Origin of the sequence: Rhodococcus sp. 11-3, assembly GCF_023704055.1 — a bacterium.
In the GTDB taxonomy this organism is placed as follows: domain Bacteria; phylum Actinomycetota; class Actinomycetes; order Mycobacteriales; family Mycobacteriaceae; genus Rhodococcus; species Rhodococcus aetherivorans.
In genome coordinates, this window is record NZ_CP080406.1 from 6052553 (window position 1) to 6077524 (window position 24972).

A 24972-nucleotide genomic window follows, 5' to 3' on the forward strand; every position below is an offset into this window, starting at 1 on the left:
CGGGAGGACGCGGATCCACCCTCTCGCGGCAGCAGGTCGGAGCTCGATGCCCCACCCGGACGACGGTGGGGCCGAAGTCAGGAGTCGTGGTCATGGTTGATGTCGCGCCGATACTGAGGAGGCCGGACGCGCAGCGGCCGTATCCTCCGACCCGCCGCCCGAAGGGCTCGACGATCCTCACGGTCGTCACCTCCACCGACCACAAGGTCATCGGCGTGATGTACATCGTGGCGGCCTTCGCGTGGTTCCTCATCGGCGGCCTCATGGCGCTGCTCATCCGTGGTGAGCTCGCCGTGCCCGGCCTGCAGTTCCTGTCCAACGAGCAGTACAACCAGCTGTTCACCATGCACGGCACGATCATGTTGCTGCTGTACGCGACTCCGGTGTTCTTCGGCTTCGCCAACTATCTGCTGCCGCTGCAGATCGGCGCTCCGGACGTGGCCTTTCCCCGACTCAATGCGGTGGGCTTCTGGCTCTACGTCTTCGGCGGGCTCATGGCCGCCACCGGCTTCCTCACCCCCGGAGGCGCGGCCGACTTCGGGTGGACGGCGTATGTGCCGCTGACGAACTCGCTGCACTCGCCCGGCGTCGGTGCCGACCTGTGGATCCTCGGACTCACCGTCGGCGGTCTCGGCACGATCCTCGGTGCGGTCAACCTCATCACCACCATCGTGTGCCTGCGCGCCCCCGGCATGACCATGTTCCGGATGCCGATCTTCACCTGGAACACCTTCATCGCCTCGCTGCTGATCCTGCTGATCTTCCCGCTGCTCGCGGCGGCGCTGATCGCCCTGTTCGTCGACCGCCAGTTCGGCGCTCACATCTTCGACCCCGGAACGGGCGGAGTCATGTTGTGGCAGCACCTGTTCTGGTTCTTCGGTCACCCAGAGGTGTATGTGCTGGCGCTGCCGTTCTTCGGCATCGTCTCGGAGATCTTCCCGGTGTTCTCGCGCAAGCCGATCTTCGGTTACTCGGGTCTGGTCTACGCGACCCTGGCCATCGCGGCGCTCTCGATCGCGGTGTGGGCGCACCACATGTACGCCACCGGCGCCGTGCTGCTGCCGTACTTCTCCTTCATGACGTTCCTGATCGCGGTGCCCACCGGCGTGAAGTTCTTCAACTGGATCGGCACCATGTGGAAGGGCCAGCTGACGTTCGAGTCGCCGATGCTGTTCTCGGTCGGCTTCATCGTCACCTTCCTGTTCGGCGGCCTGTCCGGCGTCATCCTCGCCAGCCCGCCGCTCGACTTCCAGCTGCACGAGTCCTATTTCGTCGTGGCGCACTTCCACTACGTGCTGTTCGGCACCATCGCCTTCGCCACCTACGCCGGCGTCTACTTCTGGTTCCCGAAGATGACCGGGCGCATGCTCGACGAGCGTCTCGCCAAGTGGCACTTCTGGCTGACCTTCCTCGGCTTCCACACCACGTTCCTGGTGCAGCACTGGCTGGGCAACGAGGGCATGCCGCGCCGCTACGCCGACTACCTGCCCTCGGACGGGTTCACCACCCTGAACATCATCTCGACCGTCGGTGCCTTCGTGCTCGGCGCCTCGACCCTGCCGTTCCTGTGGAACGTGTTCAAGAGCTACCGGTACGGCCAGGTCGTGACCGTCGACGACCCGTGGGGTTACGGCAACTCCCTCGAGTGGGCGACGAGCTGCCCGCCGCCGCGGCACAACTTCACCGAGCTGCCGCGCATCCGCTCCGAACGCCCGGCGTTCGAGCTGCACTACCCGCACATGAGCGAAAAAATGCGGTCCGAGGCGCACGTGGGCTGGGGTTCGCACGCCCAGACCGCTCGCGCGATCGAGGGGAAGCACTGACATGGAGGACGGACGCCGGTTCCGCCGGTACACGACACTCGGCGAGACCCGCACCCGCCCCGACCCGACGGCCCTACTGATCGCGATGCTGGTGCTGGCGGTGCTGCTCGCGTCCCCGTGGTGGCTGGCCCCGGCCCCGGCCGTGCTGCTGATCGTCGCGGCCCTCGCCGGCACGGTCGCGGTCGGTGCCACCAGCCGGAGGACGATCGTGCCGACCCGGTGGTCTTGACGTCCCGCCCGGGCTGAGTACTGCATCGACGGTGTCTGATGTGGGGGTGTGTGGTGGCGCGCGGGCACTGGTCCGGCCGGCGCTGCGCCAGTTCGACCAGTGCCGGCACCAGGCGGAGATTCCGTGGAGCATGTCGTCGCGCCCCTGCGGAAGGGTGGGTACGGCGCCATGGCGTGTGCACGCGAGGCTCCGGCCGCCACCACATCCTTACGGTGCCGTAACTTACGGTGTCGTAACTTACGCTAGGGTAGTCGCATGGCCATCTCAGATCTTCAGGAATTCGCGCATCTGACGGACGCGGATGTCGAGGCCCTCGGCCGAGAGCTCGATGCCCTCCGTCGCGACATCGAGGACTCCCGCGGCGAACGCGACGCCCGATACATCCGCAACACCATCAGGTTGCAGCGCAGCCTCGAGCTCGCCGGGCGGGTGACCCTGTTCGGCAGCCGGCGCCGTCCGCTGTGGTTGCTCGGCACGGGTCTGCTCGGCGTGTCGAAGATCATCGACAACATGGAACTCGGGCACAACGTGATGCACGGGCAATGGGACTGGATGAACGATCCCGAGATCCACTCCGCGAGTTGGGAATGGGACAACGCCGACCCGTCGGCGCACTGGAAGCAGACCCACAACTATCTGCACCACAAGTACACCAACATCCTGGGCATGGACGACGACGTGGGATTCGGCCTGATCCGGGTCACCCGGGACCAACGGTGGAAGCCGTTCAACGCCGGCAACCTCGTCTACAACGCGTTGCTCGCGCTGCTGTTCCAATACGGCGTCGCCATCCAACACCTCGAACTCGGCAAGGTCGCCAGGGGCCGGGACGACCGTGCCGAAACCAGCCGTAAGCTGCGTGAGGTGGGCCGGAAGGTGGGCCGACAGATCGGCAAGGACTACGTGTTGTACCCGGCCCTCACCGGGAGGGCGTGGAAGTCCACCCTGACAGCCGACATCACTGCCAACGTGATCCGTAATCTGTGGACCAACGCGGTGATCTTCTGTGGGCACTTTCCCGACGGCGCGGAGAAGTTCACCAGGGCGGACGTCGACAACGAGAGCCAGGCCCGCTGGTATCTGCGACAGATGCTCGGCAGCGCCAACATCTCCGGTGGTCCGTTGATGGATTTCATGACGGGCAACCTCAGCTATCAGATCGAGCACCACCTGTTCCCGGACCTACCGTCGAACCGGTATGCCGAGATCGCCGTGCGGGTGCGCGCATTGTGCGGCAAGTACGATCTGCCCTACACCAGCGGTCCGCTCGCGGTGCAGTACCTCAAGACGTGGCGCACCATCGCGAAACTGTCGCTGCCGAACAAGTACCTCAAAGACACTTCGGACGCCGCTCCCGAGACCGCGTCCGAACGCGGCTTCGGCGGGATGCCGGTTGTCGATCCCGTCACCGGCCGGCGGCGCGGACTGGCCACCACGATCCGCGCGAACCGCCGGATTCGTGGCGTGCGCCGACTTCTGGGGATGCGCTGATCGACGCGTAGGTGTTTCGAAGTGCCGTCGTGCGGACTCACAGCCGGGCACGGCCGACGAGATGATCGCCGCGGACCCGCCGAACCAGTGGCGCCGTTTCCCCGCCTGCACCGGACCCCGGCGCACCCCGCGCACCGAACTCACCACGGTCGGCGGGTCCCGGGGGCGGGCCGATGGTCATCCGCCGGCGCTGTGAGTTGCGGCGAAGACGACGAACACCACGAACAGTGCCGCGGTACCGAGGACGGCACCGGTGAGGGCCTCCCGATGGTTCGTTGCCAGGCCCTTGTCGACCCGGTCCAGGCCGACCCAGCCGCAGACCACCGCGGCCAGCCCGGCGGGAATCGTGATCAGGTCACCGATGAGGGGAACGAAGGCGAACACCGCGGCGGTGATTCCCGCGACAAGCGCGGTGCTACCCGCACCGTTGCGGAACGGCGACTCGGTGGAACGGTGTGGCGGCATATCAGCTCCCCATCCAGGACAAGGCGATCATGTCCGTCCATGGTGCCTCGCACCGCTGGATCTCGCCGCACTACTCGTGCGCCGGGCAGGGGCGTCTCGGCTCGGCCGCGGCGCATGCTGTGACCGGCGTCCGTGCGTCAAGGCCGGGTCTGCCGGGCACGCAGGGCGGCGATCATACGGTGGAGTTCACCGAGGGTGACCCACAGTCTGCGTGCTTCGTCCTCGAATCGTTGGGCACTGACCGCGAAGCCGTGCCGTTGTTCATCGGCGGCGCAGTGCTCAGCAAAGTTGATCCGCACTGTGACCTGCTCGAACTCTCGCTCGAGCACGCCGAGAAAGAGCTGAGCCTGTGCCCGGTCGGCACGGCGGGCCGCAGCCTCGGCATCGGCTGGCCCCACCGGGCCGGGGCGGACGGATGCGATGATCATGAGAGTTCGAGGGTCGCGTCGCGGACCATGTCGAGTGTGCTGGCGTGCGAGGAGCCGGTCGGAGTGCCCCCAACAGTGTGGAGCAGCAGGGTCACGGTCGGGCGCGGGTAACGGTAGCGGGCGCAGGCCGCATCAAGGCAGTCCTCGATCACGGCACTCACCTCGCGTTGCTCCAATGCCGCAGCCGCAGGAATTCTCGTGTCCGCGATGGTGATCGCCAGTTGACTCAGTAGCACACCGTGGCGGCGCCGGATGTGTTCCATCGCGGCGACCGCACGGTCGATACACGCGTCCAGGCAGCGTTCCGCGGCCCCGGGAGTCTCGAGTGCGCAGCACATCCCCGCCAGGCGCAGGTGCTGTCGGTGCAACACCCGCTCGACGCCGGCATCGATCGTGCCGACGTCCGCGGCGCACTCGGACACGTGGATCCAGACGTTCTGCTTCGGCCGTGATCGGGCGAACAGGTGCCAATGGGCGAGCATTGCGGACCTTCTCCTTGATCAGGTGGCCCGCGCCGTTGCGGGTCCTTCCACCCATACCGCCGCCGAGGATCGAAACGGATGCGTCTTGACGCTTTCCTTATGCTCTGGACCGAAAGTTTGATGCGGTGCTTACTCATCACCCAGCTTCGCGGGGCCCGTGGCGCCCTCGCTCGGAATGGGGGCGACTGTCGGAGGCTCGGAGCGTTCGGCATGCAGATCGGAATACTCGAGCATCGGAGCGCATCCCGTGCCGGCGGTCGGGTTCGATCGAGCGATTCAGGAGAAGCGAATCGGGGGCGCAGGCCACAACGCGGTGTGCTGTTGCCCGCCGTGACGGGCACAGGGCGGCGGCTCCTCGGTCCGGAGGCGTAGAGATTTCGCAAGGATCCGACGGCGAGTCTTCCCTGCCGGGTCGGGACGGGCCGATGCTCGTTGGTGGTCGAAACCCGTCGACGCGAAGGAAGGATACGTGCGCGTGAGCGACATGCTGACCACGTGGATGCTCCTCGGGGCGTTCGTGACAGCCGCCTTGGTCATCCGCTACCTCAACACCGCTTCGGACCGGCCGACGGCCCGGGCACCGCTGCGCTATGTCCGTCGCCCGCCGGTGCCGCCTTCTGGGATCCCGGTGGTCCGCTACTGCTCGCCGGCTCCGGCCGCAGAGCGGACTCGACTGCAATTCCCGCCGGCCGACGACGATGTGCTGCTGCTGATCGCGGTCGAATGACCACCCCCGTGCCGCTGTGCGCGATCGGCGTGTTCGTCGATTTCACCCTTGCCCAAACGGCGATGGTGCGGCACTGATGGGTGCACGCGTGGGCCCGGGTGGCGCAGACGGATACTGCTCAGTGGGGTATGGGTACGGTCCTGGCCGGCACCGCCGGTGCCTGGCTCCTCGTGGTTGCTTTGCCGCTGCTGGTGGCCGGGATGTGCGCGGTCCGCCGGACGTTCCTGCATCGCCGGTACGTATGCCGGTGGCCGACGCCGTCGTCTGCCACACCCGCAACCGTCTCGCCTCGGTCCACGCCACCCCGTGCGAGCGTGACCTCTCACTCCGATCGGAGAATCCCGATGTTCGACGCTCTTGCCCCCGTCCTGTTGCTGATCGGCGTCCCCACCCTCGTCCTGCTGACAGTTCGCCGCCTCAACCTCCGCGACTGCCGGCACGAGCCACCTGCCGACAGCCCGCATACCGGAGGCCGCACCGTAGGGTCGGAACCGCCGCACGGCCCTGCCGACCCACATCCGCCGGGGTCTCGACGGACCCGCCACACGCCCCCGCGCGGGTGCGGTCCGTCGGTCGCCGATGGGGGAGTGTCCTTATCGGACACTCCCTGTCGCGACAACCACACCACCGGTCCGAGTCGGCGAAGCGCGGGGGAATCGGGCCGGAATCGAGGATGACGTGGCGCGAGCACTCGGCGGACCAATAGCTCGGAGCATCCGCACCCGTGCGCAGTGGAGATTCCGTCAGGGGTGGCTCACCGTGTGAGGATCGTTGGCGAGTGGTCGGTGTGGAAGCGGGGCAGGGCGGCGCAGAGGGCGGACAGTTCGTTGCCGCTACGAAGGACGGTGCCGTCGGGCCGGACGATGACAGCGCGCGCCCGGCCGCGGCGTAGCCAGCGGTGCAGATCGGTGTCCGGCCGAGCCAGCAGGACTGTGCCACCCCGTTGTTCGATGGCGGTGCGTTGTTCCGTGGTCGGGGAGACGGAGGTGACCACCGCGAACCGGCCGGCGACGACCTCGGCGAATCGGCGACCCTCGTCGAGGACCGGATTCGGGATCAGGCGGCCCGCTCGGCTTCTGCGTAGTCGGGATCGCTCGATGAGACTGGAGCGGCGGAGAGCCGGGGTCTCGTTGTCCATGATCTTGTCGCTGAGGCCCGGCACGCGGTGCAACAGCGGTAGGGCGACGCGGCGGATGAGATTACCGAGTTCGCCGCCCTCGGTCATGGCCATTCCGACGAACTTGGCCCGCCGGATCAGCGCCCGTGCGTGGGGCTTGCGTTCGATCTCGTAGGTGTCCAGTGCGCTCTCAGGCAGATCCCCGCGGAGGACGCCTGCAAGTTTCCAGGCGAGGTTCATCGCGTCCCGCATCCCCGCCCCCATCCCCTGTCCGATGAACGGCGGTGTGAGATGGGCGGCGTCGCCCAGCAGAAACACGTGCCGGTCGCGCCATCGGTCCGCGACTCGGGCTCGAAAGGTGTACTCGGCCAGACGGACCAGCTCCAGGTCTTCGGCCGGTGTGTTCCTTGTCCATGGCGAGATGAGGGGATGCAGTCGGGCCATTTCGCGATAGTCCTCGGCGCTCTCACCTGGCTTCAGACGGAACTCCCAGCGGTAGCGCGTTTTTCCGATCCGCATGTACGTTGCCGCGCGCACGGGGTCACACACCTGGTGCACGCCCTCCCACTCGCCGAGGTCTGCGGTGGTGGCGACGTCGACAACCAGCCAGCGTTGTTCGAACTTCAGATCCCGCATCGTTGCCTGAATCTGTTCTCTGACCATGCTGTTGGCGCCGTCGCAGCCCAACACGTATCTGGTCCGTACCGATTCGTGCACGCCGGTGCTTCGGTCGGTGAAGTCGACGCGAATGCCGCCGGTCTTGTCGTGGGCCAGCCCGGTTACTTCGATGTCGCCGCGCAGAGAGGCCCCTGGGTACCGTTCAAGATTGGCGCGCAGGATCTCCTCGAACTGCGGCTGATCGAACATGTTGGCCTCGGGGTAGCCGTGTACGCCCGGACCGGGGTCTCGGTGGAACTCGGTGAGAATTCGCATGTTCCGGTCGAGGAGCCGCAACCCGAGGCACGGCCGGGAGATCGCCGCGAACTCGTCGGCGATCCCGAGGTGCGCCACGATCCGGTGAATCTCACCGTCGAGGTGGACCGCCCGCGGCTGCGCATAGACGCCCTCCCAGCGCTCGAGTACCAGGCACTCGACCCCGTGCTGAGCAAGCAGCGTGGCGGCGGTCAGTCCGGTGGGTCCGGCACCGACGATGACGACCGGGACAACCCGCTCGCTCATCGGATCGATCCGAACAGGACGGCGAGGTAGGCGAGGATCAGCGCGCTGACGAGGATGGCGGGCGTCATCTCACGCAATCCATCTCCGTTGCGTACGTGCGTAACGACGGCCCCTGCCATCAGGAGCAGGAGCCCGACGCCGGCCGCGGCGCCGAGCGCCGGTACGAGTCCGCCGATCAGGAGACCGGCTGCACCGGCGACCTCGAGCGCACCGATACCCCGATACGTGCTGACGGAAATACCGACGTGGGCTGCCCGTTCCCGCATCGGCGAGGTTGCCGCCATCTTGCTCACGCCGAGCAGGAGGTAGAGGACTGCGAGCGAGACCGCCAGAACTAGGGATGCGGTAATCATTTGCGCACCATTACCTTCCAATTGATCGCATATCGGTCCAAGATCGCCTTGACCGCCGGTTCGCCGGCAGATCCGTCGATCTCGACAGTGGCAAGAATCGAGCCGTCCGCTACGGACGCATGGATGCTGTCGACCCCTGCGGTGGTGGCGAGGGCCTGCTCGAGCTCGCGCCGTGTCGCGTCGGCGCGCAGTGCGAGCTTGTAGGGCTTGCCTACCGCCGTGACAGGCAAGGCGTGGAGGATGGTCACCGTTCTGGGGGCCGCGGCCCGTTCGGGGACACGCTCACCCGCCCAGGCTTGCAGCTCATCCTCGGTGATGCCGGCGTCTGCGGCAACGGTGACGTACGCGACGGGCACTTCGCCCGCGTGGGCATCGGGTCGTCCCACCGCGCTGACCGCGGTGACCTGCGGATGGTCCAGTAGGGCGTCTTCGATGACCGCTGGATCGATGTTGTGCCCGCCCCGGATGATGACGTCCTTCGCGCGTCCGACCAGGTAGATGAAACCGTCGCTGTCGACGCGCGCCAGGTCGCCGGTATCGAGCCACCCGTCGACCAGTTTGCCCATACCGTCGAGCACGTGTCCGTGTTCGTCGTGGGCGACAGCGTAGCCGGCGAACACCGTCGGACCGCTGATGGCCAGCACGCCGGTCGTTCCGGTGGGCAGGTCTTCCCAGCTGCCGTCTTCGCGGACGCGTACCACTTTGACCTGCTGATAGGGCATCCGTAGGCCCACCGCGCCGGGTCGCGGCGCGTCGGTGAAGCTGCGTGCACTCGCGCAGGTTGCCTCCGTCAGGCCGTAGCCTTCGAGAAGGGGCACACTCGTGTGTTCCCGGAACTTCTCGACGACCGCAGTCGGCAGAGGCGACGCTCCGACCATGGCGAATCGCAGACTACTGATATCGGCGTCGACCGGGCGCTCCGCAAGGGCCGCGTATATGGTGGGCACCGCGCTCATCGACGCGATGCGGTAGTGCTCGACGATCTTCCAGAATTCGCTGAGCAGTACCGGGTCGCGGTAGCCGAGCGGGCCGGCCCACACCACACCCTGGCCCTTGAACAGCGGTGCCAACAGCGTGACCATCAAGGCATTGACATGGAACAGCGGCAGGGCGGCGAATACCACGGAGTCCTGGTCCCACAACGAGTTCGCGGCCAGCATCCAGGAATTGGCGACCTCGTTGTCGTGGGTGTGGGCGGCCAGCTTCGGAACACCGGTGGTACCACCGGTGTGAAACAGTGCCGCCATGTCGAACCCACGAGGGGGATCACCGGCGAAGCCGGAGGAGTCGATGTCGGCCGACAGCGCACCGAAATAGCCGATCCGCACTCCGTCGACTTCGGGCAGGTCCGCAGGGACGCCGGCGGCACCGGTGGGCCTGAGGGCCAGCACTGCATCCACCCCTCCGCTCACGGCAATCTCGTGCGCGACCTCCCATGTGTCGGCCGCAAGTTCCGGACCGGCCGCGACGAGTACCCGGGCACCTGAGCGGCGTAACAGTTCAGCGATGTGCTGCTGCGACTGTGCCGCGTTGATGGGGGCAGCGATGCCGGCAAGCTGCGCGGCGAGAGTCGCGGGGATCAGTTCGGCGCAGTTGGGCGCCATCAAGGCGACCGGGTCGTGGCGCCGCACGCCCAGACGATGGAGCAGGTTCGCGTAGCGGTGAACATCGTCGAGCAGTTCGGAGAAACTGCGCTGCAACGGCTCCCGCCACCGTGCGGCGTCCGGGAGGACGGTGAGCGCGAGGCGGTCCGGCCACATGCGGGCCGCTCGGGTGAGCAAGGCATAGGTGGACTCCGGAAGCCCCCGATCTCTCAGCGGCACGGCCTCGATCGCCGTCACATCCGTGGGCGCTGCGTACCGCGGCCACAGCAGGTCGGTGGTCATCGCGCGTACCTCACCACCGTGCGCTGCCGCCCCAAGTCGATCGTCCCGTCGTCTGTGGCGACGGTGGCTTCGATGACGTCGCCGTCCTGCAGATAGTTCGAATTCCGGGCCTGGCCCGCAAAGAAGAGCTTCCATTTGACGGCCGGCGGCAGCAGAGAGGAGAGGATTTCGATCGGCTTCGGTGGGGCGCTCAGCGCCGTCCCGACCGGTGTTCCGGTCAGCAGCAGGTCTCCGGCATCGAGGCGTTGGAACCGGGTCAGCGCCTGCAGAGTCTCGGCCGGCTGGTAGATCATGTCGGCAACGGTCATGTTCTGGCGAGGCTCACCGTTGACCCAGAGCCGCAGGCGCAGGTCGGTGAACCGCTTCAGTTCGTCGGCATCGAGCAGTACGAGCGCGGGGCCGACCGGGGTGAACGTCGGGTACGACTTGGCCTCGTAGAACTGCGTTTTGGGAAGCTGGACGTCGCGCGCGGAGATGTCGTTGGTGACAACCAGGCCGGCGACGTGATCGGCGAGAGTGTCTGCGGTGATCGTGGTGCCGACGGGGAGTTCACGCCCGAAGACGAGCCCGATCTCCACCTCGTAGTCCAGTAGCCGGACATGGGCAGGACGGATCACGTCGTCGTGGGGACCGCCGATCGAACCGGATGCCTTTCGGAAGAAGGTCAACGGAATGGTGTCGGGGTTCATCCCCGCGTCCTTGACGTGCGAGGCGAAGTTCGTCATCTGTGCGACCACACGGCAGGGGGCGGTGACCGGGGAGAGCAACGAGAGGGTCTCGACGGGCACGGTGCCCTCGCTGGACGCCGCTGCCTCGACGGCTGGTCGGTCGGCCAGCAGTTGAGCGGTGGTGGTGGCCTCGGTGTCTACCCGGGCAGCACCCGTCGGTGTGACGACCCACCAGGCGTCGGCGGTGCGGAGGACAGAGATGGTCATGAGCTGGCAACTTTCAGAAGGCCGCGTAGGCGGTGGAGGTCGAATTCGTTGTCGGCGCGCAGCGCGAGGGCGATGGCGCGCAGTTCCTGGAGTGAGTCCCGACCGGGGCTCAGTCCGAGGAAGTCCTTGGTGGCGGGCGGCCCCCACTGGGCCAGTCCGGACGCGGTCATCGGTGCCCAGCCCGCCTCGAGCGTGTTGTCGAAGAGATCGCCGTCGCTGAAGTGCTCGACCATGAATCCGTCGGGGTCGCGCCAGTAGTCGAAGATCTGGCTGCCCTGGATGTGCCGGCCGATGCCCCAGGACCGGCGGTAGCCCCGGTCGAGCAGGTACTCGCCTCCCGCCGCGAGGGAGTCCAGGTCGGCGACCTGATATGCCGAATGCACATAGCGGTTGGCCGGGCCGAGAACCATCGCGAGAGTGTGATGGTCGGTGGGCGTGGCACCCCGGTCGCAGCGGATGAAGCTCATGATCGGGCCCCGGGCCCGTTGCCCCGGGTAGTAGAGGAAGTCGCTGACGATCAGTCCGAGGTGCTCGAGGTACCAGTTGAGCGTTTCGAGGTACTTCGTCGTCTGGAGCACGACGTGACCGAGCCGTTGCACGGTGGCCGGCGCGCGGGGTGGCCGCTGGGTGGCGTTCACCCGCCCGCGGTCGTGTCCGAAATTGAAGTGGAGCGGAGCCTGGGCGGCCAGCGCCGGCAACTCGAACGTGTCGGACACCACGCGGACTCCGAGAGCGCTTGGATCCACGAGATCGACAGCGATCCCGCCGAGGCTCTCGGGGAGGGGCACGACCGCACCTCCGACTGCGTCCGCGAGTCGCAGCACGTCGGTCGAGTCGGCTGCCCGGAAGGCGGGACCGACGAACCGCGAACGCGGGCCTCGGCGGATGAGCACGCAGGGCGAACCGGGGTCTGTGCCGCGCAACTGTAGTTCGTGCGCCGTTCGGAGCGCCGTCGCAAAACCGAAGGCATGGGCGAACGCCTCCGCCCGATCGAGGTCGGGCTTCTCGAACTCCAGCCACGCGAGGTCGAACACCTTGATGATCGGCTCGGCGGCCTTCCCCCGGTGCTCGCCCGCCAGCGCGCCCTGCTCACTGTGCAGTCCGGAATGCGGGTCATGGTGGACACTCATGGACCACTCCCTTCAAGTTATGACGATATCGTCACTTACGAAGATATCGTCAGTCAAGAGTTTTTGAGGAATTCGTCACAATTGATGACGCGCCGTAGGGTAAGGCCAGGTCGGACGGATCAGAGAGAAGGGCACGCAGGCATGACCGAGCAGAACACCGATGCACCGAACCGTCTGGACCGGCGCAAGGCGCGCACCCGCGCCGCACTCGTACGCGCAGCCCAGTCGTTCATGGCGGCAGGGAAACCGACCGCCCCGATTCTCGAGATCACCCAAGCCGCAGATGTCGGGATGGGGTCCTTCTACAACCACTTCCAGACCAAAGAGGAGCTCTTCCACGCTGCCGTGGAGGAGGCCCTCGACCGCCATGGGGCGGTGCTCGACGAACTGACCGCAGATCTGGACGACCCCGCCCAGGTCTTTGCGCAGAGCTTCCGTCTGACCGGACGCCTCCATCGCAGGAATCCCGAGCTGAGCAAGGTTCTGCTCAGCAACGGTCTGAGTCTGATCGGCTCGGACAAGGGCCTGGCGCCGAGAGCTCGCCGGGACATCGAGGCAGCTGCCCGGTCGGGCCGGTTCAGCGTGCGCGATCCCGAACTGGCCATGACAATCGCAGCAGGCGCCGCGCTATGCCTGGGTCAACTGCTGCACGACCACCCCGAACGTGACGACGCGGAGGCCACCGACCAGGTCACCGAGGACCTGTTGCGCATGTTCGGCGTCTCGGCCGACGAAGCCCACGAAATCTGCCGACGCCCCTTACCCGACGCCGACTATCAGCCCCCAGCCGCAACCGCCACATAGCTCGTCTGCTTCGTCAGGATCGTCGGCAGGCGCGGCATCCCACCCGCCGTGATCTGGAACCTCGAATCCTTGGTGCGGATCGACTGCCGAGCATCACGCGGCGAGGACTAACTGCGGCGGCGCGGGCGAGGAACCGGACCCGCCATCACCATGGCGTCGTAGATCTCCATCAGGGCGCGTCGCTGTCGAGGCGCGAGGGCCGGGTCGGCCTCGAGGGCGGCTTCGATTCGTGCACGTGCGTCGTCGCCCTCGCGGTCGCCCACGGGAAAGCCGGCCTGCTCGTAGAGAATGTCGGCGCTGATGTTCAGCGAGCGTGCGATGGCATCGATGACGGTTGCCGAGGGGGCGCGCAGTCCGCGCTCGATCTGCGAGAGGTACGGATTCGAGATCCCGGCCATCTCGGCGAACTGCCGCAGGGTGAACTTGTTGAATTCTCGCTGCCGTCGGATGATTTCCCCGAGCTGTGCCGACGGTCTCCTCATACTCGCGAGTTTACTGACACGCTCGGGGCTGAACACACGCTCGAAGCCCGTGGAACACGTGCGCAGTATCGCAGGGCGCGGCCGGCTCAGTCCTCATCGAGGAAGTCCCCGATGAGCTGCGCCGCCCGGGCGGTCTCCTGGAGCACGCACAGGTGGCTGCCCCCGTCGATGATCTCCAGGCGGCCGTGAGGGACGGCCTTGGCGATGATCCGGCCGTTGACGGTCGGCACGAGCCGATCGTCGCTCCCCGCGATCACGAGCACGGGCATCGGCAGGTGGCGCAGCCACGGTCGACTGGTCCACTCGAAGGCCGCGCGGAGCTGGACGACATGGCCCCGCAACGACGGCCGGCAGTCCCGGCGGATCTCGAGGTGCTCGTCGAGGAGCGCGGGATCATCGACGATCCCCTCGCCGTAGATCAGCGGGGCGACCTTGCGGAAATACGCCGGGGAGTAGAAGCTCACCGGGTTGAAGACGGCGGTCAGCGCCCTCGGCGGGCTGGGCATGCCGCCCAGGCCGCAGTTCGTCGAGGCAAGCGCGAGCCTCTCGACGCGTCCGGGACTCCGGCGCGCCAGCTCCTGCGCCACCATCCCGCCGAACGCCAGGCCGAGCACGCCGGCCGAGTCGATCCCGAGGTGCTCGAGGAGATCATCTATGACGCCCGCATGCTCGCGGACGCCGAAGCGGCCGCGGGGGACCGAGGAATGCCCCGAGCCCGGCGGGTCGACCGTGATGGTCCGAAACCGCCCGAGCCGGGCCTCGAGTGGACGCCAGAACTCCAGGGGGAGGCCGATACCGTTGATCATCAGCAGGGCCGGCCCGTCGCCCCGGACTCGGTAGCGGACACGCAGCCCCGCCGTCTTCATGAACTGTGGTTCTTCCAGCGTCGAAGCGCTCGGCGTCTTCTTCTGCATGGGATGACCGCCTCTCGGTTGACCCCGCGCCTGGAGTGCAACGCGACTGTGAGACAGTCGCCCCTCGGAGTGCTTGCTTGCAAGCTTCACATCAGCTAGAGAGCTACCAGGCTCGCCGGACGGGGGGCGGTCGGCGAGCCGCAGCCCTGCTGCGCAGAGATATTGTCGGACAACATATCCGACATTCCGTGCGCTCACGTAGGCCCTCACGCGCGACACCGGCGATGCACCATGAACCCGATGACACAGAGCGGGACACGCCGTGGGCGGCGGGAGGGGGCGTTCCCTTTCGCCGATCACCCGGATCGGGTCCTCACGCGACGGTCGAGGCGGTCCTCCCACGCCGTCCGGTGGCAGCGGTCCCCCACCTCCATACAGCTGTAAACCACTGTCGCACAACAAATCCCGTGCTTGAACACAGACAACTACCGCGCCCATGTGCTGCCGCCGATGCGGCGCGAGTTGTCCACCGACCGCCGACGCCACAACTCGTCGTCGTAGATCTCCTCGTAATCGGTCTCGTCCCAGTACTTCTCGCGCCGATACAGCAACCCGAAGAACAGTCGGTAGTCCTTCGCGTAGGCGCGCTCGGTTCCCTCGGCCAGGAACCCTCGGAGCGCGCCGACCGAGCGCGCCCGGAGACCGGATCCCGACGGCCCTCGCGGCCCGGCTACCCTCGATGTCATGGGCAGGCAGCGGGAGCGTCGGGCCGCGCCGGGGTCCGGTCGCGGTCCGGCCGAGGGCATCTACGACATCGACACCGGCACCTGCGAGCTCGTCAAGGACCGGTACCTGCCGGACGGCTGGGTGCTCGAGGTCAACGGGGTGCCCAGCTCCCACATCGATCTCGCCGATCCCACGCTGCTCGAATTCGAGTATATGCGGTGGATCGCGCAACTGCTCGAATCACAGCGGCCCCGGGACGAGCGGCTGCGCGTGCTGCACCTCGGCGGAGGGGCCTGTTCCATGGCCCGCTACCTCGCCGCCACCTATCCGAACGCGCGGCAGGTGGTGGTCGAGATCGACGGCCGGCTCGCCGAACTCGTCCGGGACTGGTTCGACCTGCCCCGTGCCCCGCTGCTGCGGATCCGGGTGGGGGAGGCGCGGGCGGTCCTCGCCTCGCTGACCGACGCGACCCGCGACGTGATCGTCCGCGACGTCTTCGCGATCAACCGGACGCCCGTCGCGCTGACCACGGTCGAGTTCACCCGGCACGCCCGCCGGGTGCTCGATGCGGGCGGCGTCTACGTCGTCAACTGTGGTGACACCCGGGATCTGACCACCGCCCGGCGGGAGGCGGCCACCATCGGCAGCATCTTCGAGCACACCGCGATCATCGCGGATCCGGCGATGCTCAAGGGCCGCCGCTACGGCAACATCGTCATCGCCGGCAGCGACGCACCGCTCGGGCAGTCCCCGATCCTGGCCAGGGACCTGCTCGGCGGGGGAGTGCCCGCCCAGGTGTGGACCGACCCACAGGTCCGCCGGTTCGCCGCCGACGCCCGCGTCCTCCTCGACGCCGAGTGCCGACCGCCGGCCACGGTCCCGGCCGACGAGGTGGCCACCGGCTGACCCGTCAACCCGTCCGGCCGGCGGTCCAGGCGAGCAGGTCCTCGACCGGCCACGTGTTGATCACGTCCCCGGCTTCGACCCCGCGTTCGGCGGCCCGTTCGCAGCCGTACCCGATCCAGTCCAGCTGTCCAGGCGCGTGCGCGTCGGTGTCGATCGCGAAGCGGCAACCGAGATTCAGTGCGAGGTCGATCAGCCGCTCGGGCGGGTCCTGCCGCTCGGGGCGCGCGTTGATCTCCACCGCGGTGCTGTGGTCGCGGCACGCCGAGAACACCGCCTCGGCGTCGAACCGCGACTCCGGGCGGGTGCCGCGCCCACCCTGCACCAGCCGGCCCGTGCAGTGCCCGAGCACGTCGACGTGCGGGTTCTGCACCGCCTTCAGCATCCGCTTCGTCATGACCGCCCGGTCGGCCCGCAGATTCGAGTGCACGCTCGCCACCACGACGTCGAGTTCGGCGAGCAGACCCTCGTCCTGGTCGAGGGTGCCGTCGTCGAGGATGTCCACCTCGATCCCGGTGAGAATGCGAAAGGGGCGGCCGCTGTCCGCGAGGACGCGGTTGAGGTCGGCGACGACCCCCAACTGGGTGCGCAACCGCTCGGCCGTGAGCCCGTTGGCCACCTTCAGCCGGGGGGAATGGTCGGTGAGCGCGCAGTATCGGCGCCCGAGTGCCGCGGCGGTCCGCATCATCTCGGCGATCGGGCTGCCACCGTCCGACCAGTCCGAATGCACGTGGAGATCGCCCTGCAGGGCCTCCAGCAGTTCCGCGCCGCCGCGGCCGATCGGCTCGGCCTCCGCGCGCAGCTGCTGCAGGTACGCGGGCACCCCGTCGAAGGCTTCCCGGATCACGGTGGCGGTCTTCGGGCCGACGCCGGCGAGGGCGGTCCAGCTGTCCGTACGGCGCCGGGCGGCGCGCTGCTCGGGGCTCAACCGGGCGACGACGTCGGCGGCGTGGCGGTAGGCCTTCACGCGGTAGCTCTCGGCCCGGTCGCGTTCGAGCCAGAACGCGACCTCCCGCAGGGCGTCCACCGGGTCCATGCGTCCATTCTCGCCACGGCGGTCCGTAGCGTGGGGCGCATGCGCACAAATGCGAGGTGGCGGCGGACGGTGACCGGAACCGCGATCGGGGTGGCCGGAGGGACGCTGGCGCTGGCCGGGGTCTCGGCCCGGGTTGCGGCGCCCGCGGCGGGGCGGCTGTACACCCTCGCCGACGCGCCGACGGCGCCGGTGGTGATCGTGCCGGGTGCCCGGGTCCGGAACGGATGGCCCATGCCGATGCTGCGCGGGCGCCTCGACGTCGCCGTCGCTCTGCTCGCGGACGGCCGCGCCCGCAGCGTGCTCGTCTCGGGCGACGCGGGGGGCCGGTCCGGGGACGAGATCGCGGCGATGACCGGCTATCTGGTGGCGCACGGCGTGCGACGGGAAGTGATCGCCACCGACCCCTACGGGCTCGACACATACGACACCTGCCATCGCGCCGCACAGGTCTACGGCGTGACGACGGCCCTGATCGCCACCCAGGACTTCCATCTTCCGCGGGCCGTCGCGCTGGGGCGGCGCGCGGGGATCGACATGGCCGGCGTGGTGGCCGGGTGCGACTGCCGGCTGCGCACCCGGGTGCGCAACGTGCTGCGCGAGTATCTGCTGTCGCGGCCGAAAGCGCTTGTGGAGATGCACTTTCCGCGGCCGCCGCGCGTGGGGTCGGTCGCGGACGGCGCGTCGACCGGGATCCTCACCTAGGGTCGTCGCATGCGACCTTCAGCCCTGATCACCGGTGGCGGCCGCGGCGTCGGCGCCGCCATCGCCCGGGAACTCGCCTCCAGCCACGACCTGCTGCTCGGGGGCCGGCGCGCGGAGTCGCTCCGGGCGATCTGCGAGGAGATCCCGGAGGCGGCGCCGTGGCCGGTCGACCTGCTCGACCACGAGGCGGTGGCCACGGCCTGCTCGGGCATCGACCGGTTGGACGTGCTGGTGCACAACGCGGGCCTCGCCGAGCTCGGGACGATCGCCGACGGCGGAATCGCGCAGTGGCGGGAGATGTTCGAGTCGAACGTGGTGGCGGTGGTGGAGCTGACGCGTCTGCTCCTGCCGGCGCTGCGGGCCGCGAACGGCCATGTCGTGCTGCTCAACTCGGGGGCCGGGCTGAACGCGAAGGCCGGCTGGGGTGCGTACGCCGCCAGCAAGTTCGCGTTGCGCGCGTTCTCCGACGTCCTGCGGCAGGAGGAGCCGGCGCTGCGAGTGACATCGGTGCATCCTGGCCGGATCGACACCGACATGCAGCGTGCGATCGTCGCGAGCGAGGGCCGGATCTACGAACCGGAACGCTTCCTGAAGGCGTCGACCGTGGCGCGCGCAGTGCGCCAGGCGGTCCAGACACCGGCCGACGCGCACCCGACGGAGATCGTGCTGCGGCCCCGCTGAGCCGTCGTCAGAACGGCAGCGGAATCACGACCGGCGCCCCGTTCGGCAGCTGGATGCGGATCTGCGGTGGTGGCGGCGGGGCAGGCGCCGGGGCAGGCGCCGGAGCCGGAGCCGGTGCCGGTGCCGGGGGAAGCGGCTCCGGCGCAGGCGGCGGGGGAGGCGGCGGTGGTGGTGGCGGTGGCGGTGGCGGCGGTGGTGGCGGCGGCTCCGGGGGTGGCGCCGGGGCCCGCGGCGCGGGCGCCGCAATGTCCACGTCCGGCACCAACGCGGGAGACGGTTCCGGTGCGGGCGGCGGTACCGGGTCGATCGCCCCGGGTGCCGGTTGTTTGGGGCCGGCACCGATGGGCACCGCCAGCAGATTGCCGGTGGTGACGTCGACGACGGTCAATTCACCGACGGGCGCCGCACCCGGCTGCACCACGAACAGCCGTTCCTCGTCGAGGCCCGACCAGCCCTCGCCTTCGAGATCCTGACCCGAGGACAGGACGGGGGAGAGCAGCGGGCTCCCCGGTGCACACCGCACGCGGGGGACGCCCCGGTCGTCGACGAGAACGACGGTTCCGGCCTCGAGGACGGACTGCACGGGCACCGCGCGCCCGCCGCGATACTCGTGATCGGTGACCCGGGTGTCCGCACGCAGCAGCACCGGCGTCAGTGTGCGCAGGTATCCCCGGGCGTCGGCGACGTCGAATACGTCGAGCCAGGCCTCCTGCTTGGCCGGGTCCTGCTCGAGCGTGCCGGCGAGCCGCTCGCGGTCGCACAGCTCGCGCTCCAGGCTGCCGCCGTAGAGCCCGGTCCGGTCTCCGGACACCGTCACCGGGCCGTCGTCGGGAACGGGAAGCTCGGCCTGCGGTGCCGGTGGAACGGCGACCGGTACCTGGTCGGGCAGGAGCAGGACGCTCCACGGATGCTCACCGCGCGACGTCGCGAGGTCCAGGCGTACCGGCTCGGTTCGCGACGGACCGTCCGTGGAGCATCCCCCCACGGCGAGCGCAGTCAGCGCGAGTACCATCCCGAATCCGCGCGCAGCGGTGCCGGCGGCCACCCGCCCATGGTAGGCGGAACCCCTCCGCATCTCGGGCGGTTTCGGTCGGCTTCAGCCCTCGGGCGTCAGGCGGAGGCGGGCGATCCGACGGCCGTCCAACTCGCTCACGGTGAGGCGATGGCCGTCGACGGTGATGCTGTCGCCGAGTCGTGGAAGGCGCTGGAGGCGGTGCAGCATGCACCCCGCGACGGTCTCGTAGGGGCCGTCGGGCAGCCCGATCCCGGTGGCGCGTTCGAAGTCCTCGACGATCAGCAGACCGTCCACCTGCTGTGTATCGGGCTGCGCCGGAGCGGGCGTGACCGAGGCCTGCTCGGTCGGTTCGAACTCGTCGCCGATCTCGCCGACGATCTCCTCGACGATGTCCTCGAGCGTCGCGATCCCGGCGGTGCCGCCGTACTCGTCGACGACGAGGGCGATCTGGTCGTTGTTCCGGCGCATCAGCGACAGTGTCGCGAGTGCCGGTTTGGAGCCGGGCAACGAGAGGATGGGCCGGCACACGTCGGCGACGGTCGAGGCGTTCGCCGGATCGGCGAGCAGCAGGTCGCGCAGGTGCACGAAGCCCACGACGTCGTCGAGCGACGATCCGACGACGGGGTACCGGCTGTGCGTACCCGCCAGCGCCTGTTCGCGCGCCGCCGGGATCGCGGTGTCGGCGGGCAGGAAGTCGACCTCGGTGCGCGGGCGCATCACCTCGAGCAGCGATCGCTGTCCGGCGTCGAACACCTCCGCGAGCACCGTGCGCTCGTCCTCCGGCACTGCCGAATGGCCGAGCAGCAGTTCGCGCAGCTCCTCGTGGGTGATCTCCTCGCTCCGGCGCGCCGGGTCGGCTCCGAGCAGCCGGACGAGTCCGTCGGTGGAGACCGACAGCAGCCGGATCACCGGTCGCATCAGGGTGGCGAACCGGTCCAGGGCCGGTGCGGTCAGCAGCGACACCCCGGTGGCCCGCTGCAGGGCGATGCGCTTGGGGACGAGTTCGCCGAGCACCAGGGAGAGGTAGGCGATCACGAGTGTGGTGCCGATGAGGGCGGCGGCGCTCGCCGCCGCGGCGGGCAGCCCCCACGACTCGAGGGCCGGGGCGAGGTTCGGTGCGATGGTCGAGGCGCCGTAGGCAGCGGAGAAGAACCCGGCCACCGTGACGCCGATCTGCACCGCGGACAGGAAACGGTTGGGATCCTTCGCCAGCGCGGCCGTCCGGCGGCCGCGCCGGCCGCGTTCCTCGAGTGCACGAATCTGACTCTCGCGCAGCGACACCAGGGCCAGCTCGGTGCCGGCGAAGACGCCGCCGATCAGGACGAACACCAGGACCAGCAGGATGTCGACGAGCGCCGACCCGGTCATGGCGGCCACCCGGGACCGTCGGCCATGTCGTGTCTCCTCACCGGGAAGACGCGGGATACGGCTCCCAGTCTAGGAACGCGGCGGCGGTTCGGATACCGATCGCACGGCCTCCGGAGGGGGATGTTCCACGTGAAACAGTTCGGGTTCAGGAGGCGGGGAGGGTCTGCATGTCCTCCTGGCTCCAGTAGGCCTTCATGCTCGTGATCCGCGCGTCGTCGTCGAAGGTCATGACGTCGATGACCTCCATGACGAGATCCTGCTCACCGAGGTGGGTGGTGAGCCGGAACAGGAAGGCCGCGTTGCCGGCGGCGATCTTCAGGGTGAGCAACTCGCCGGTCTGGGTGAGCGGCTCGATCATCGAGTAGAACTCACGCAGGGACGCCTCGGTGGTGCGAACGTCCGTGCCGATCGGGTCCTCGACCGTGGCACCGGGGGCGTAGAGGGCGAGCACCTCGTCGGTGGTCCCTTTCGCGACCGACCGGATGTAGGACTCGACGGTGGCGCGGATCGCGGCGGGAGTCGGGGCCATGCGAAAACCTCCGTTGCTAGAACGTGTTCTAGCAACGGAGGTTAGCAGCGCGCGCCGGGACTGGGAATGCCCGGCGTTGCCGCCGCTGCGCCTCGGCCCGCGCACCGGGACCCCCACGCCGGGGGATCAGGCCCCCGCGTCGGCCGTCGGGAGCAGGCGTTCGAGGACGTCGGCGAGGGTGATCAACCCGACCACCCGGCCGTTGTCGGTGACGGTGGCCAGGTGGTTGCGGGTCTCGCGCATGGTGCGCAGCGCCTCGTACACCGGCACCGCCGTCTCGAGGGTCAGCGCCGGGCGCATCAACTCGGCGGCGGTCACCCCGTCGGCGGCGTGCAGGCTGTCGCGCACGTGCACCACCCCGTCGACGTGCCCGTTGCCCCGCACGAGCAACCGCAGGTGCCCGGTGCGCCGGGCGGTGTCCCGGATCTGCGCGGCGTCCGCGTCAGGGGTGACACTGCTCGGGCGGGCGTTGGGGCGGACGATGTCGCCGACGGTGAGGGCCTCGAGTTCGAGCGCGCTGGTCAGGTGCCCGTGGTAGCGCTCGTCGAGGGTGCCGACGGTGGCCGAGTGCTCGACCAGGTGCCGCAACGCATCCGGGTCCTGTCCGGCGCCGACCTGGTCGACCGGGACGACACCGACCCGCCGCAGGCACCAGTTGGCCAGGTGGTTGAGCTGCACGATCACCGGCCGGGTCAACCACATGAACGCGCGCATCGGGAGCGCGAGCATGGTCGCCGACTTCTCCGGGTGCGCGATCGCCCAGGACTTCGGGGCCATCTCCCCGACCACCAGATGCAGGAACGTCACGATGATCAGCGCCAGGACGAAGCCGGCGACGTCGGCCAGCCAGAGCGGAGCGCCCCAGTCCTCGAACACGGGAGTGAGCCAGTGGTGCACGGCGGGCTTGGTCACCGCACCGAGGGCCAGGGTGCACACGGTGATGCCGAGCTGGGACCCGGCGAGCAGGACCGACAGCTCCGAGGCGCTGCGCAGCGCCGCGCGGGCGGCACGGCTGTGCGGGGCGGCGTCCTCGAGGCGGTGCCGGCGGGCGGCGATGAGCGCGAACTCGACCGCGACGAAGAAGGCGCTCGCCGCGATCAGTCCGACGGTCACGGCGAGCACGATCCAGGGATTACTCATCGCCGGTCACCTCGCCGTCGGTGCGCACGGTCACCAGCACCGAGGACGGCACGCGCCGGTCGATCTCGCGGACCTCGGCGATCAGCGTCCGCGCCGGGGGTGCGCTCTCGTGCACCAGATCGGCCGGGTCGGGCTCCAGCGGGATCGCGACGGTGTCGCCGACGGCGGGCAGGCCGCCGAACTCGGCGATGACCAGGCCGGCGAGGGTTTCGTAGTCGCCCTCGGGCAGCTCCTGGTCGAGGGTGCGGGCGACCTCGTCGAGGTGCACGTCGCCGCGGATGACCCAGCCCGCACCCTGGCGGGTGATCACCTGCGTCTCGACGGCGGTGTCGTGTTCGTCGGCGATCTCCCCGACGAGTTCCTCGGCCATGTCCTCGACGGTGACGACGCCGGCGAAGCCGCCGTACTCGTCGACCACCAACGCCATCTCCTCCTGCCCCTCGGTCAACCGGGCCAGCACATCGGGCAGCGGCAGCGTCGTGGGCACGATCACCGCGGGCCGGCACACCGTCCCGGCCGTCCCGGTCGTCGCGTCCAGGGCGAGCAGATCGTGCAGATGTACCACCCCGCGCAGGTCGTCGGCGGAGAAGCCGACGACCGGGTACCGGGTGTGGCCCTCGCTCATCCTCGCCAGCACCCGCGTCACGGGTTCCCCCGCGCGGACGTAGTCCACGCGGGCACGCGGAATCATGGCGTGCTCGGCGGTGCGGGTCGGGAAGTCGAGGATCCGGTCGAGCAGGGTCGACAACTCCGTGGGCAGATCGCCGGCGTCGCGCGATTCGGCCACGATGTGCTCGAGGTCGCGGACGGTGGCCGAGTGCTCCACGTCGTGCACGGGTTCGATCCGCAGCGCGCGCAGCAGCAGGTTCGACGAGGCGTCGAACAACCTGATCAACCAGCCGAACAGCTTCAGGTAGAGCGTGGTCGACAGCGCCAGCCATCGAGCGACCGGCTCGGGCCGCGCGATCGCGAGGTTCTTCGGGAACAGCTCCCCGAAGACCATCTGCACCACGGTGGAGAACAACACCGCCAGCACCGTGCCGACCGCCACCCCGACCGCGGTCGGGATGCCGACACCACCGAGGAGCTCCCCGAGGCCGCTGCCGATGAGCGGTTCGGCGACATAGCCGACGAGCAGGCCGGTCACGGTGATGCCGAGCTGAGCGCCGGAGAGCATGAACGAGGTGCGGCGGGTGACCGACAGGGCGCGGGCCGCGGCGGCGTCGCCGGCTTCGGCACGCGCCTTGAGCCGGGACCGGTCCACCGCCATGTAGGCGAATTCCTGGGCCACGAAATAGCCGGTCAGGGCCGTGATGGCCAGGACCACGAGGATGCCGAGTGCGATACCGAGGACGGTCAGCACGGTCGGCTCCGAGGGGCGGTGACGGACGGGGCGTCACTCGGGGGCGGGGAGGGTCTTCGAGGTTTGCGCTTGGCGCGTCTCATGGCTCTCTCTGCAATAGACGACGACTTCCTGTCACAGAATACGACGAATCGGGCCGCCGACGAGTTCCCTCGTGCGGTGCCGACCCGGTCACAGGGGTCCGGCACCGCACGACGACGCGACACCCGGGCGACGACGGCGCGAATACCGCGCCGGAGCCGTCGGCAGTGCTTGGCTGTTCTGGCAGACGGCCACATCGTGAGGAGCCTCGATGAGCGACACCACCGCTTTCCCCCTGCCCGGGCACGCCGGCACCCTGTCCGCCCGGTGCTGGGTCCACGACGACCCGCGGTACGTCGTGCTGCTGTGCCACGGCTACGGCGAGCACGCCGGCCGCTACGAATACGTGGCCACCCGACTGGTCGCCGACGGTGCCGTGGTCTACGCCGTCGACCACGCCGGGCACGGGCTCAGCGAGGGGGAACGCGTCCTGATCGAGGACTTCGAGAAGGTCGTGGACGACTTCCGTCTGCTCGACGTCAAGGCCCGCAGCGAGCACCCCGGCCTGCCGGTGGTGCTCGTCGGGCACTCCATGGGCGGGCTGATCGCCGCCCGCTACGCGCAGCGCTACGGTTCCGAACTGACCGCGGTGGTGCTGTCCGGCCCGGTGCTGGGCCGCTGGCCCGCCCTCGAGGCGATGCTCGCGGCGGAGCAGATCCCCGACGCACCCATCGACCCCGCGACGCTGTCGCGCAACCCGGAGGTGGGCCGCGCGTACGTGGACGATCCACTCGTCTGGCACGGCCCCTTCAAGCGGCCCACCGTCGAGGCACTGCAGCGTTGCCTCGACGCCGTCACCGGGGCAGGCACCGTCGGCGACGTGCCCGTCCTGTGGCTGCACGGCGAGGACGACCAGCTCGTCCCGCTCCCGGGCAGCCGCGAGGGCTGGGCCACGTTTGCCGGACCACGGTCGACGTCGAAGGTGTATCCCGGGGCACGGCACGAGATCTTCAACGAGACCAACCGTGACGACGTGCTCGACGACGTCGTCGATTTCGTGCGTGGGGTCCTTCCGGATCGGGGGTGATCCGAAAGGACACCAC

General features: G+C 69.0%; 26 protein-coding genes. 9 read left to right on the forward strand and 17 right to left on the reverse strand.

What is annotated here, in order from left to right; genetic code table 11:
- The first annotated feature begins 92 nt into the window (after window positions 1-92).
- The 3 genes from ctaD (at window position 93) to KZJ41_RS27995 (ending at window position 3543) form a co-directional block, all read left to right on the forward strand.
- Window positions 93-1823, forward strand: a complete 1731-nt coding sequence (gene ctaD / locus KZJ41_RS27985; RefSeq protein WP_029546752.1) for a cytochrome c oxidase subunit I — start codon at window positions 93-95, stop codon at window positions 1821-1823.
- Between the two features lies 1 nt (window position 1824).
- Window positions 1825-2052: a hypothetical protein gene (locus KZJ41_RS27990; RefSeq protein WP_006947519.1), complete on the forward strand. Its 228-nt coding sequence runs from the start codon at window positions 1825-1827 to the stop codon at window positions 2050-2052.
- Between the two features lie 255 nt (window positions 2053-2307).
- The gene (locus KZJ41_RS27995) at window positions 2308-3543 is read left to right on the forward strand and encodes a fatty acid desaturase (RefSeq protein WP_029546753.1); all 1236 of its coding nucleotides are present in this window, start codon (window positions 2308-2310) and stop codon (window positions 3541-3543) included.
- A gap of 177 nt (window positions 3544-3720) precedes the next feature.
- Here the strand turns inward: KZJ41_RS27995 and KZJ41_RS28000 are convergent, their stop codons facing one another.
- The 3 genes from KZJ41_RS28000 to KZJ41_RS28010 form a co-directional block, all read right to left on the reverse strand.
- A complete protein-coding gene (locus tag KZJ41_RS28000; protein ID WP_006947522.1) occupies window positions 3721-4008 on the reverse strand; it encodes a hypothetical protein in 288 nt (95 codons plus the stop codon).
- A gap of 137 nt (window positions 4009-4145) precedes the next feature.
- Complete coding sequence (locus KZJ41_RS28005) at window positions 4146-4436, reverse strand: hypothetical protein (RefSeq protein ID WP_029546754.1); 291 nt, start codon at window positions 4434-4436, stop codon at window positions 4146-4148.
- Window positions 4433-4918: a hypothetical protein gene (locus KZJ41_RS28010; RefSeq protein WP_050036199.1), complete on the reverse strand. Its 486-nt coding sequence runs from the start codon at window positions 4916-4918 to the stop codon at window positions 4433-4435. Before KZJ41_RS28010 ends, KZJ41_RS28005 begins: the two co-directional genes overlap by 4 nt.
- Before the next feature lie 484 nt (window positions 4919-5402).
- Here KZJ41_RS28010 and KZJ41_RS28015 point away from each other — a divergent pair, with 484 nt between their 5' ends.
- Window positions 5403-5645 (forward strand): hypothetical protein, encoded by a 243-nt coding sequence (locus tag KZJ41_RS28015; protein ID WP_230304594.1) that lies wholly within the window; start codon window positions 5403-5405, stop codon window positions 5643-5645.
- 754 nt (window positions 5646-6399) lie between these two features.
- Here KZJ41_RS28015 and KZJ41_RS28020 read toward each other — a convergent pair.
- The 5 genes from KZJ41_RS28020 to KZJ41_RS28040 are packed head-to-tail and all read right to left on the reverse strand — an operon-like array spanning window position 6400 to window position 12245.
- Entirely contained in the window at window positions 6400-7941 is a 1542-nt protein-coding gene (locus KZJ41_RS28020) for a bifunctional 3-(3-hydroxy-phenyl)propionate/3-hydroxycinnamic acid hydroxylase (RefSeq protein WP_102799878.1), read from the reverse strand.
- Window positions 7938-8294: a DoxX family protein gene (locus KZJ41_RS28025; RefSeq protein ID WP_050036201.1), complete on the reverse strand. Its 357-nt coding sequence runs from the start codon at window positions 8292-8294 to the stop codon at window positions 7938-7940. Before KZJ41_RS28025 ends, KZJ41_RS28020 begins: the two co-directional genes overlap by 4 nt.
- On the reverse strand, window positions 8291-10180 hold the full coding sequence (locus KZJ41_RS28030) for an acyl-CoA synthetase (RefSeq protein WP_050036202.1): 1890 nt from the start codon (window positions 10178-10180) through the stop codon (window positions 8291-8293). The genes KZJ41_RS28025 and KZJ41_RS28030 overlap by 4 nt, the downstream gene beginning before the upstream one ends.
- The gene (locus KZJ41_RS28035; RefSeq protein WP_029546759.1) at window positions 10177-11115 is read right to left on the reverse strand and encodes a fumarylacetoacetate hydrolase family protein; all 939 of its coding nucleotides are present in this window, start codon (window positions 11113-11115) and stop codon (window positions 10177-10179) included. Before KZJ41_RS28035 ends, KZJ41_RS28030 begins: the two co-directional genes overlap by 4 nt.
- Window positions 11112-12245: a VOC family protein gene (locus KZJ41_RS28040; RefSeq protein WP_029546760.1), complete on the reverse strand. Its 1134-nt coding sequence runs from the start codon at window positions 12243-12245 to the stop codon at window positions 11112-11114. The genes KZJ41_RS28035 and KZJ41_RS28040 overlap by 4 nt, the downstream gene beginning before the upstream one ends.
- A gap of 141 nt (window positions 12246-12386) precedes the next feature.
- Between KZJ41_RS28040 and KZJ41_RS28045 the strand changes: the two genes are divergently transcribed.
- Complete coding sequence (locus tag KZJ41_RS28045; protein WP_029546761.1) at window positions 12387-13049, forward strand: TetR/AcrR family transcriptional regulator; 663 nt, start codon at window positions 12387-12389, stop codon at window positions 13047-13049.
- A 107-nt stretch (window positions 13050-13156) separates the two neighbouring features.
- Here KZJ41_RS28045 and KZJ41_RS28050 read toward each other — a convergent pair whose 3' ends face one another.
- From KZJ41_RS28050 to KZJ41_RS28060, 3 genes are all read right to left on the reverse strand, one after another.
- A complete protein-coding gene (locus KZJ41_RS28050; RefSeq protein ID WP_050036204.1) occupies window positions 13157-13531 on the reverse strand; it encodes a helix-turn-helix domain-containing protein in 375 nt (124 codons plus the stop codon).
- 86 nt (window positions 13532-13617) lie between these two features.
- The gene (locus KZJ41_RS28055) at window positions 13618-14445 is read right to left on the reverse strand and encodes an alpha/beta fold hydrolase (protein WP_050036205.1); all 828 of its coding nucleotides are present in this window, start codon (window positions 14443-14445) and stop codon (window positions 13618-13620) included.
- Window positions 14446-14870: 425 nt separating this feature from the next.
- Window positions 14871-15131 carry a four helix bundle protein gene (locus KZJ41_RS28060; protein ID WP_043799142.1) on the reverse strand — a complete coding sequence of 87 codons (261 nt, stop codon included), beginning with the start codon at window positions 15129-15131 and terminating at the stop codon, window positions 14871-14873.
- On the opposite strand from KZJ41_RS28060, the gene KZJ41_RS28065 reads away from it, so the two are divergent.
- Window positions 15130-16017, forward strand: coding sequence for a spermidine synthase (locus tag KZJ41_RS28065; RefSeq protein WP_050036206.1), 888 nt, complete (start codon window positions 15130-15132; stop codon window positions 16015-16017). The genes KZJ41_RS28060 and KZJ41_RS28065 overlap by 2 nt on opposite strands.
- Before the next feature lie 4 nt (window positions 16018-16021).
- Here the strand turns inward: KZJ41_RS28065 and KZJ41_RS28070 are convergent, their stop codons facing one another.
- Window positions 16022-17050, reverse strand: coding sequence for a PHP domain-containing protein (locus KZJ41_RS28070; protein ID WP_006947543.1), 1029 nt, complete (start codon window positions 17048-17050; stop codon window positions 16022-16024).
- Window positions 17051-17119: 69 nt separating this feature from the next.
- Here KZJ41_RS28070 and KZJ41_RS28075 point away from each other — a divergent pair, with 69 nt between their 5' ends.
- Window positions 17120-17752, forward strand: coding sequence for a vancomycin high temperature exclusion protein (locus tag KZJ41_RS28075; protein ID WP_373566456.1), 633 nt, complete (start codon window positions 17120-17122; stop codon window positions 17750-17752).
- Between the two features lie 9 nt (window positions 17753-17761).
- Complete coding sequence (locus KZJ41_RS28080) at window positions 17762-18433, forward strand: SDR family oxidoreductase (RefSeq protein ID WP_050036207.1); 672 nt, start codon at window positions 17762-17764, stop codon at window positions 18431-18433.
- A gap of 7 nt (window positions 18434-18440) precedes the next feature.
- On the opposite strand, the gene KZJ41_RS28085 is transcribed toward KZJ41_RS28080, so the two are convergent.
- The 5 genes from KZJ41_RS28085 to KZJ41_RS28105 form a co-directional block, all read right to left on the reverse strand.
- Window positions 18441-19478 carry a DUF6777 domain-containing protein gene (locus KZJ41_RS28085; protein WP_082120301.1) on the reverse strand — a complete coding sequence of 346 codons (1038 nt, stop codon included), beginning with the start codon at window positions 19476-19478 and terminating at the stop codon, window positions 18441-18443.
- A gap of 51 nt (window positions 19479-19529) precedes the next feature.
- Window positions 19530-20816: a hemolysin family protein gene (locus KZJ41_RS28090; RefSeq protein ID WP_231772244.1), complete on the reverse strand. Its 1287-nt coding sequence runs from the start codon at window positions 20814-20816 to the stop codon at window positions 19530-19532.
- A gap of 145 nt (window positions 20817-20961) precedes the next feature.
- Window positions 20962-21345: a nuclear transport factor 2 family protein gene (locus KZJ41_RS28095; RefSeq protein ID WP_050036209.1), complete on the reverse strand. Its 384-nt coding sequence runs from the start codon at window positions 21343-21345 to the stop codon at window positions 20962-20964.
- 126 nt (window positions 21346-21471) lie between these two features.
- Entirely contained in the window at window positions 21472-22485 is a 1014-nt protein-coding gene (locus tag KZJ41_RS28100) for a hemolysin family protein (protein ID WP_029546770.1), read from the reverse strand.
- Entirely contained in the window at window positions 22478-23848 is a 1371-nt protein-coding gene (locus KZJ41_RS28105; protein WP_006934382.1) for a hemolysin family protein, read from the reverse strand. Before KZJ41_RS28105 ends, KZJ41_RS28100 begins: the two co-directional genes overlap by 8 nt.
- A gap of 292 nt (window positions 23849-24140) precedes the next feature.
- Between KZJ41_RS28105 and KZJ41_RS28110 the strand changes: the two genes are divergently transcribed.
- Window positions 24141-24956 (forward strand): alpha/beta hydrolase, encoded by an 816-nt coding sequence (locus tag KZJ41_RS28110; RefSeq protein WP_251549954.1) that lies wholly within the window; start codon window positions 24141-24143, stop codon window positions 24954-24956.
- Window positions 24957-24972: the final 16 nt, after the last annotated feature.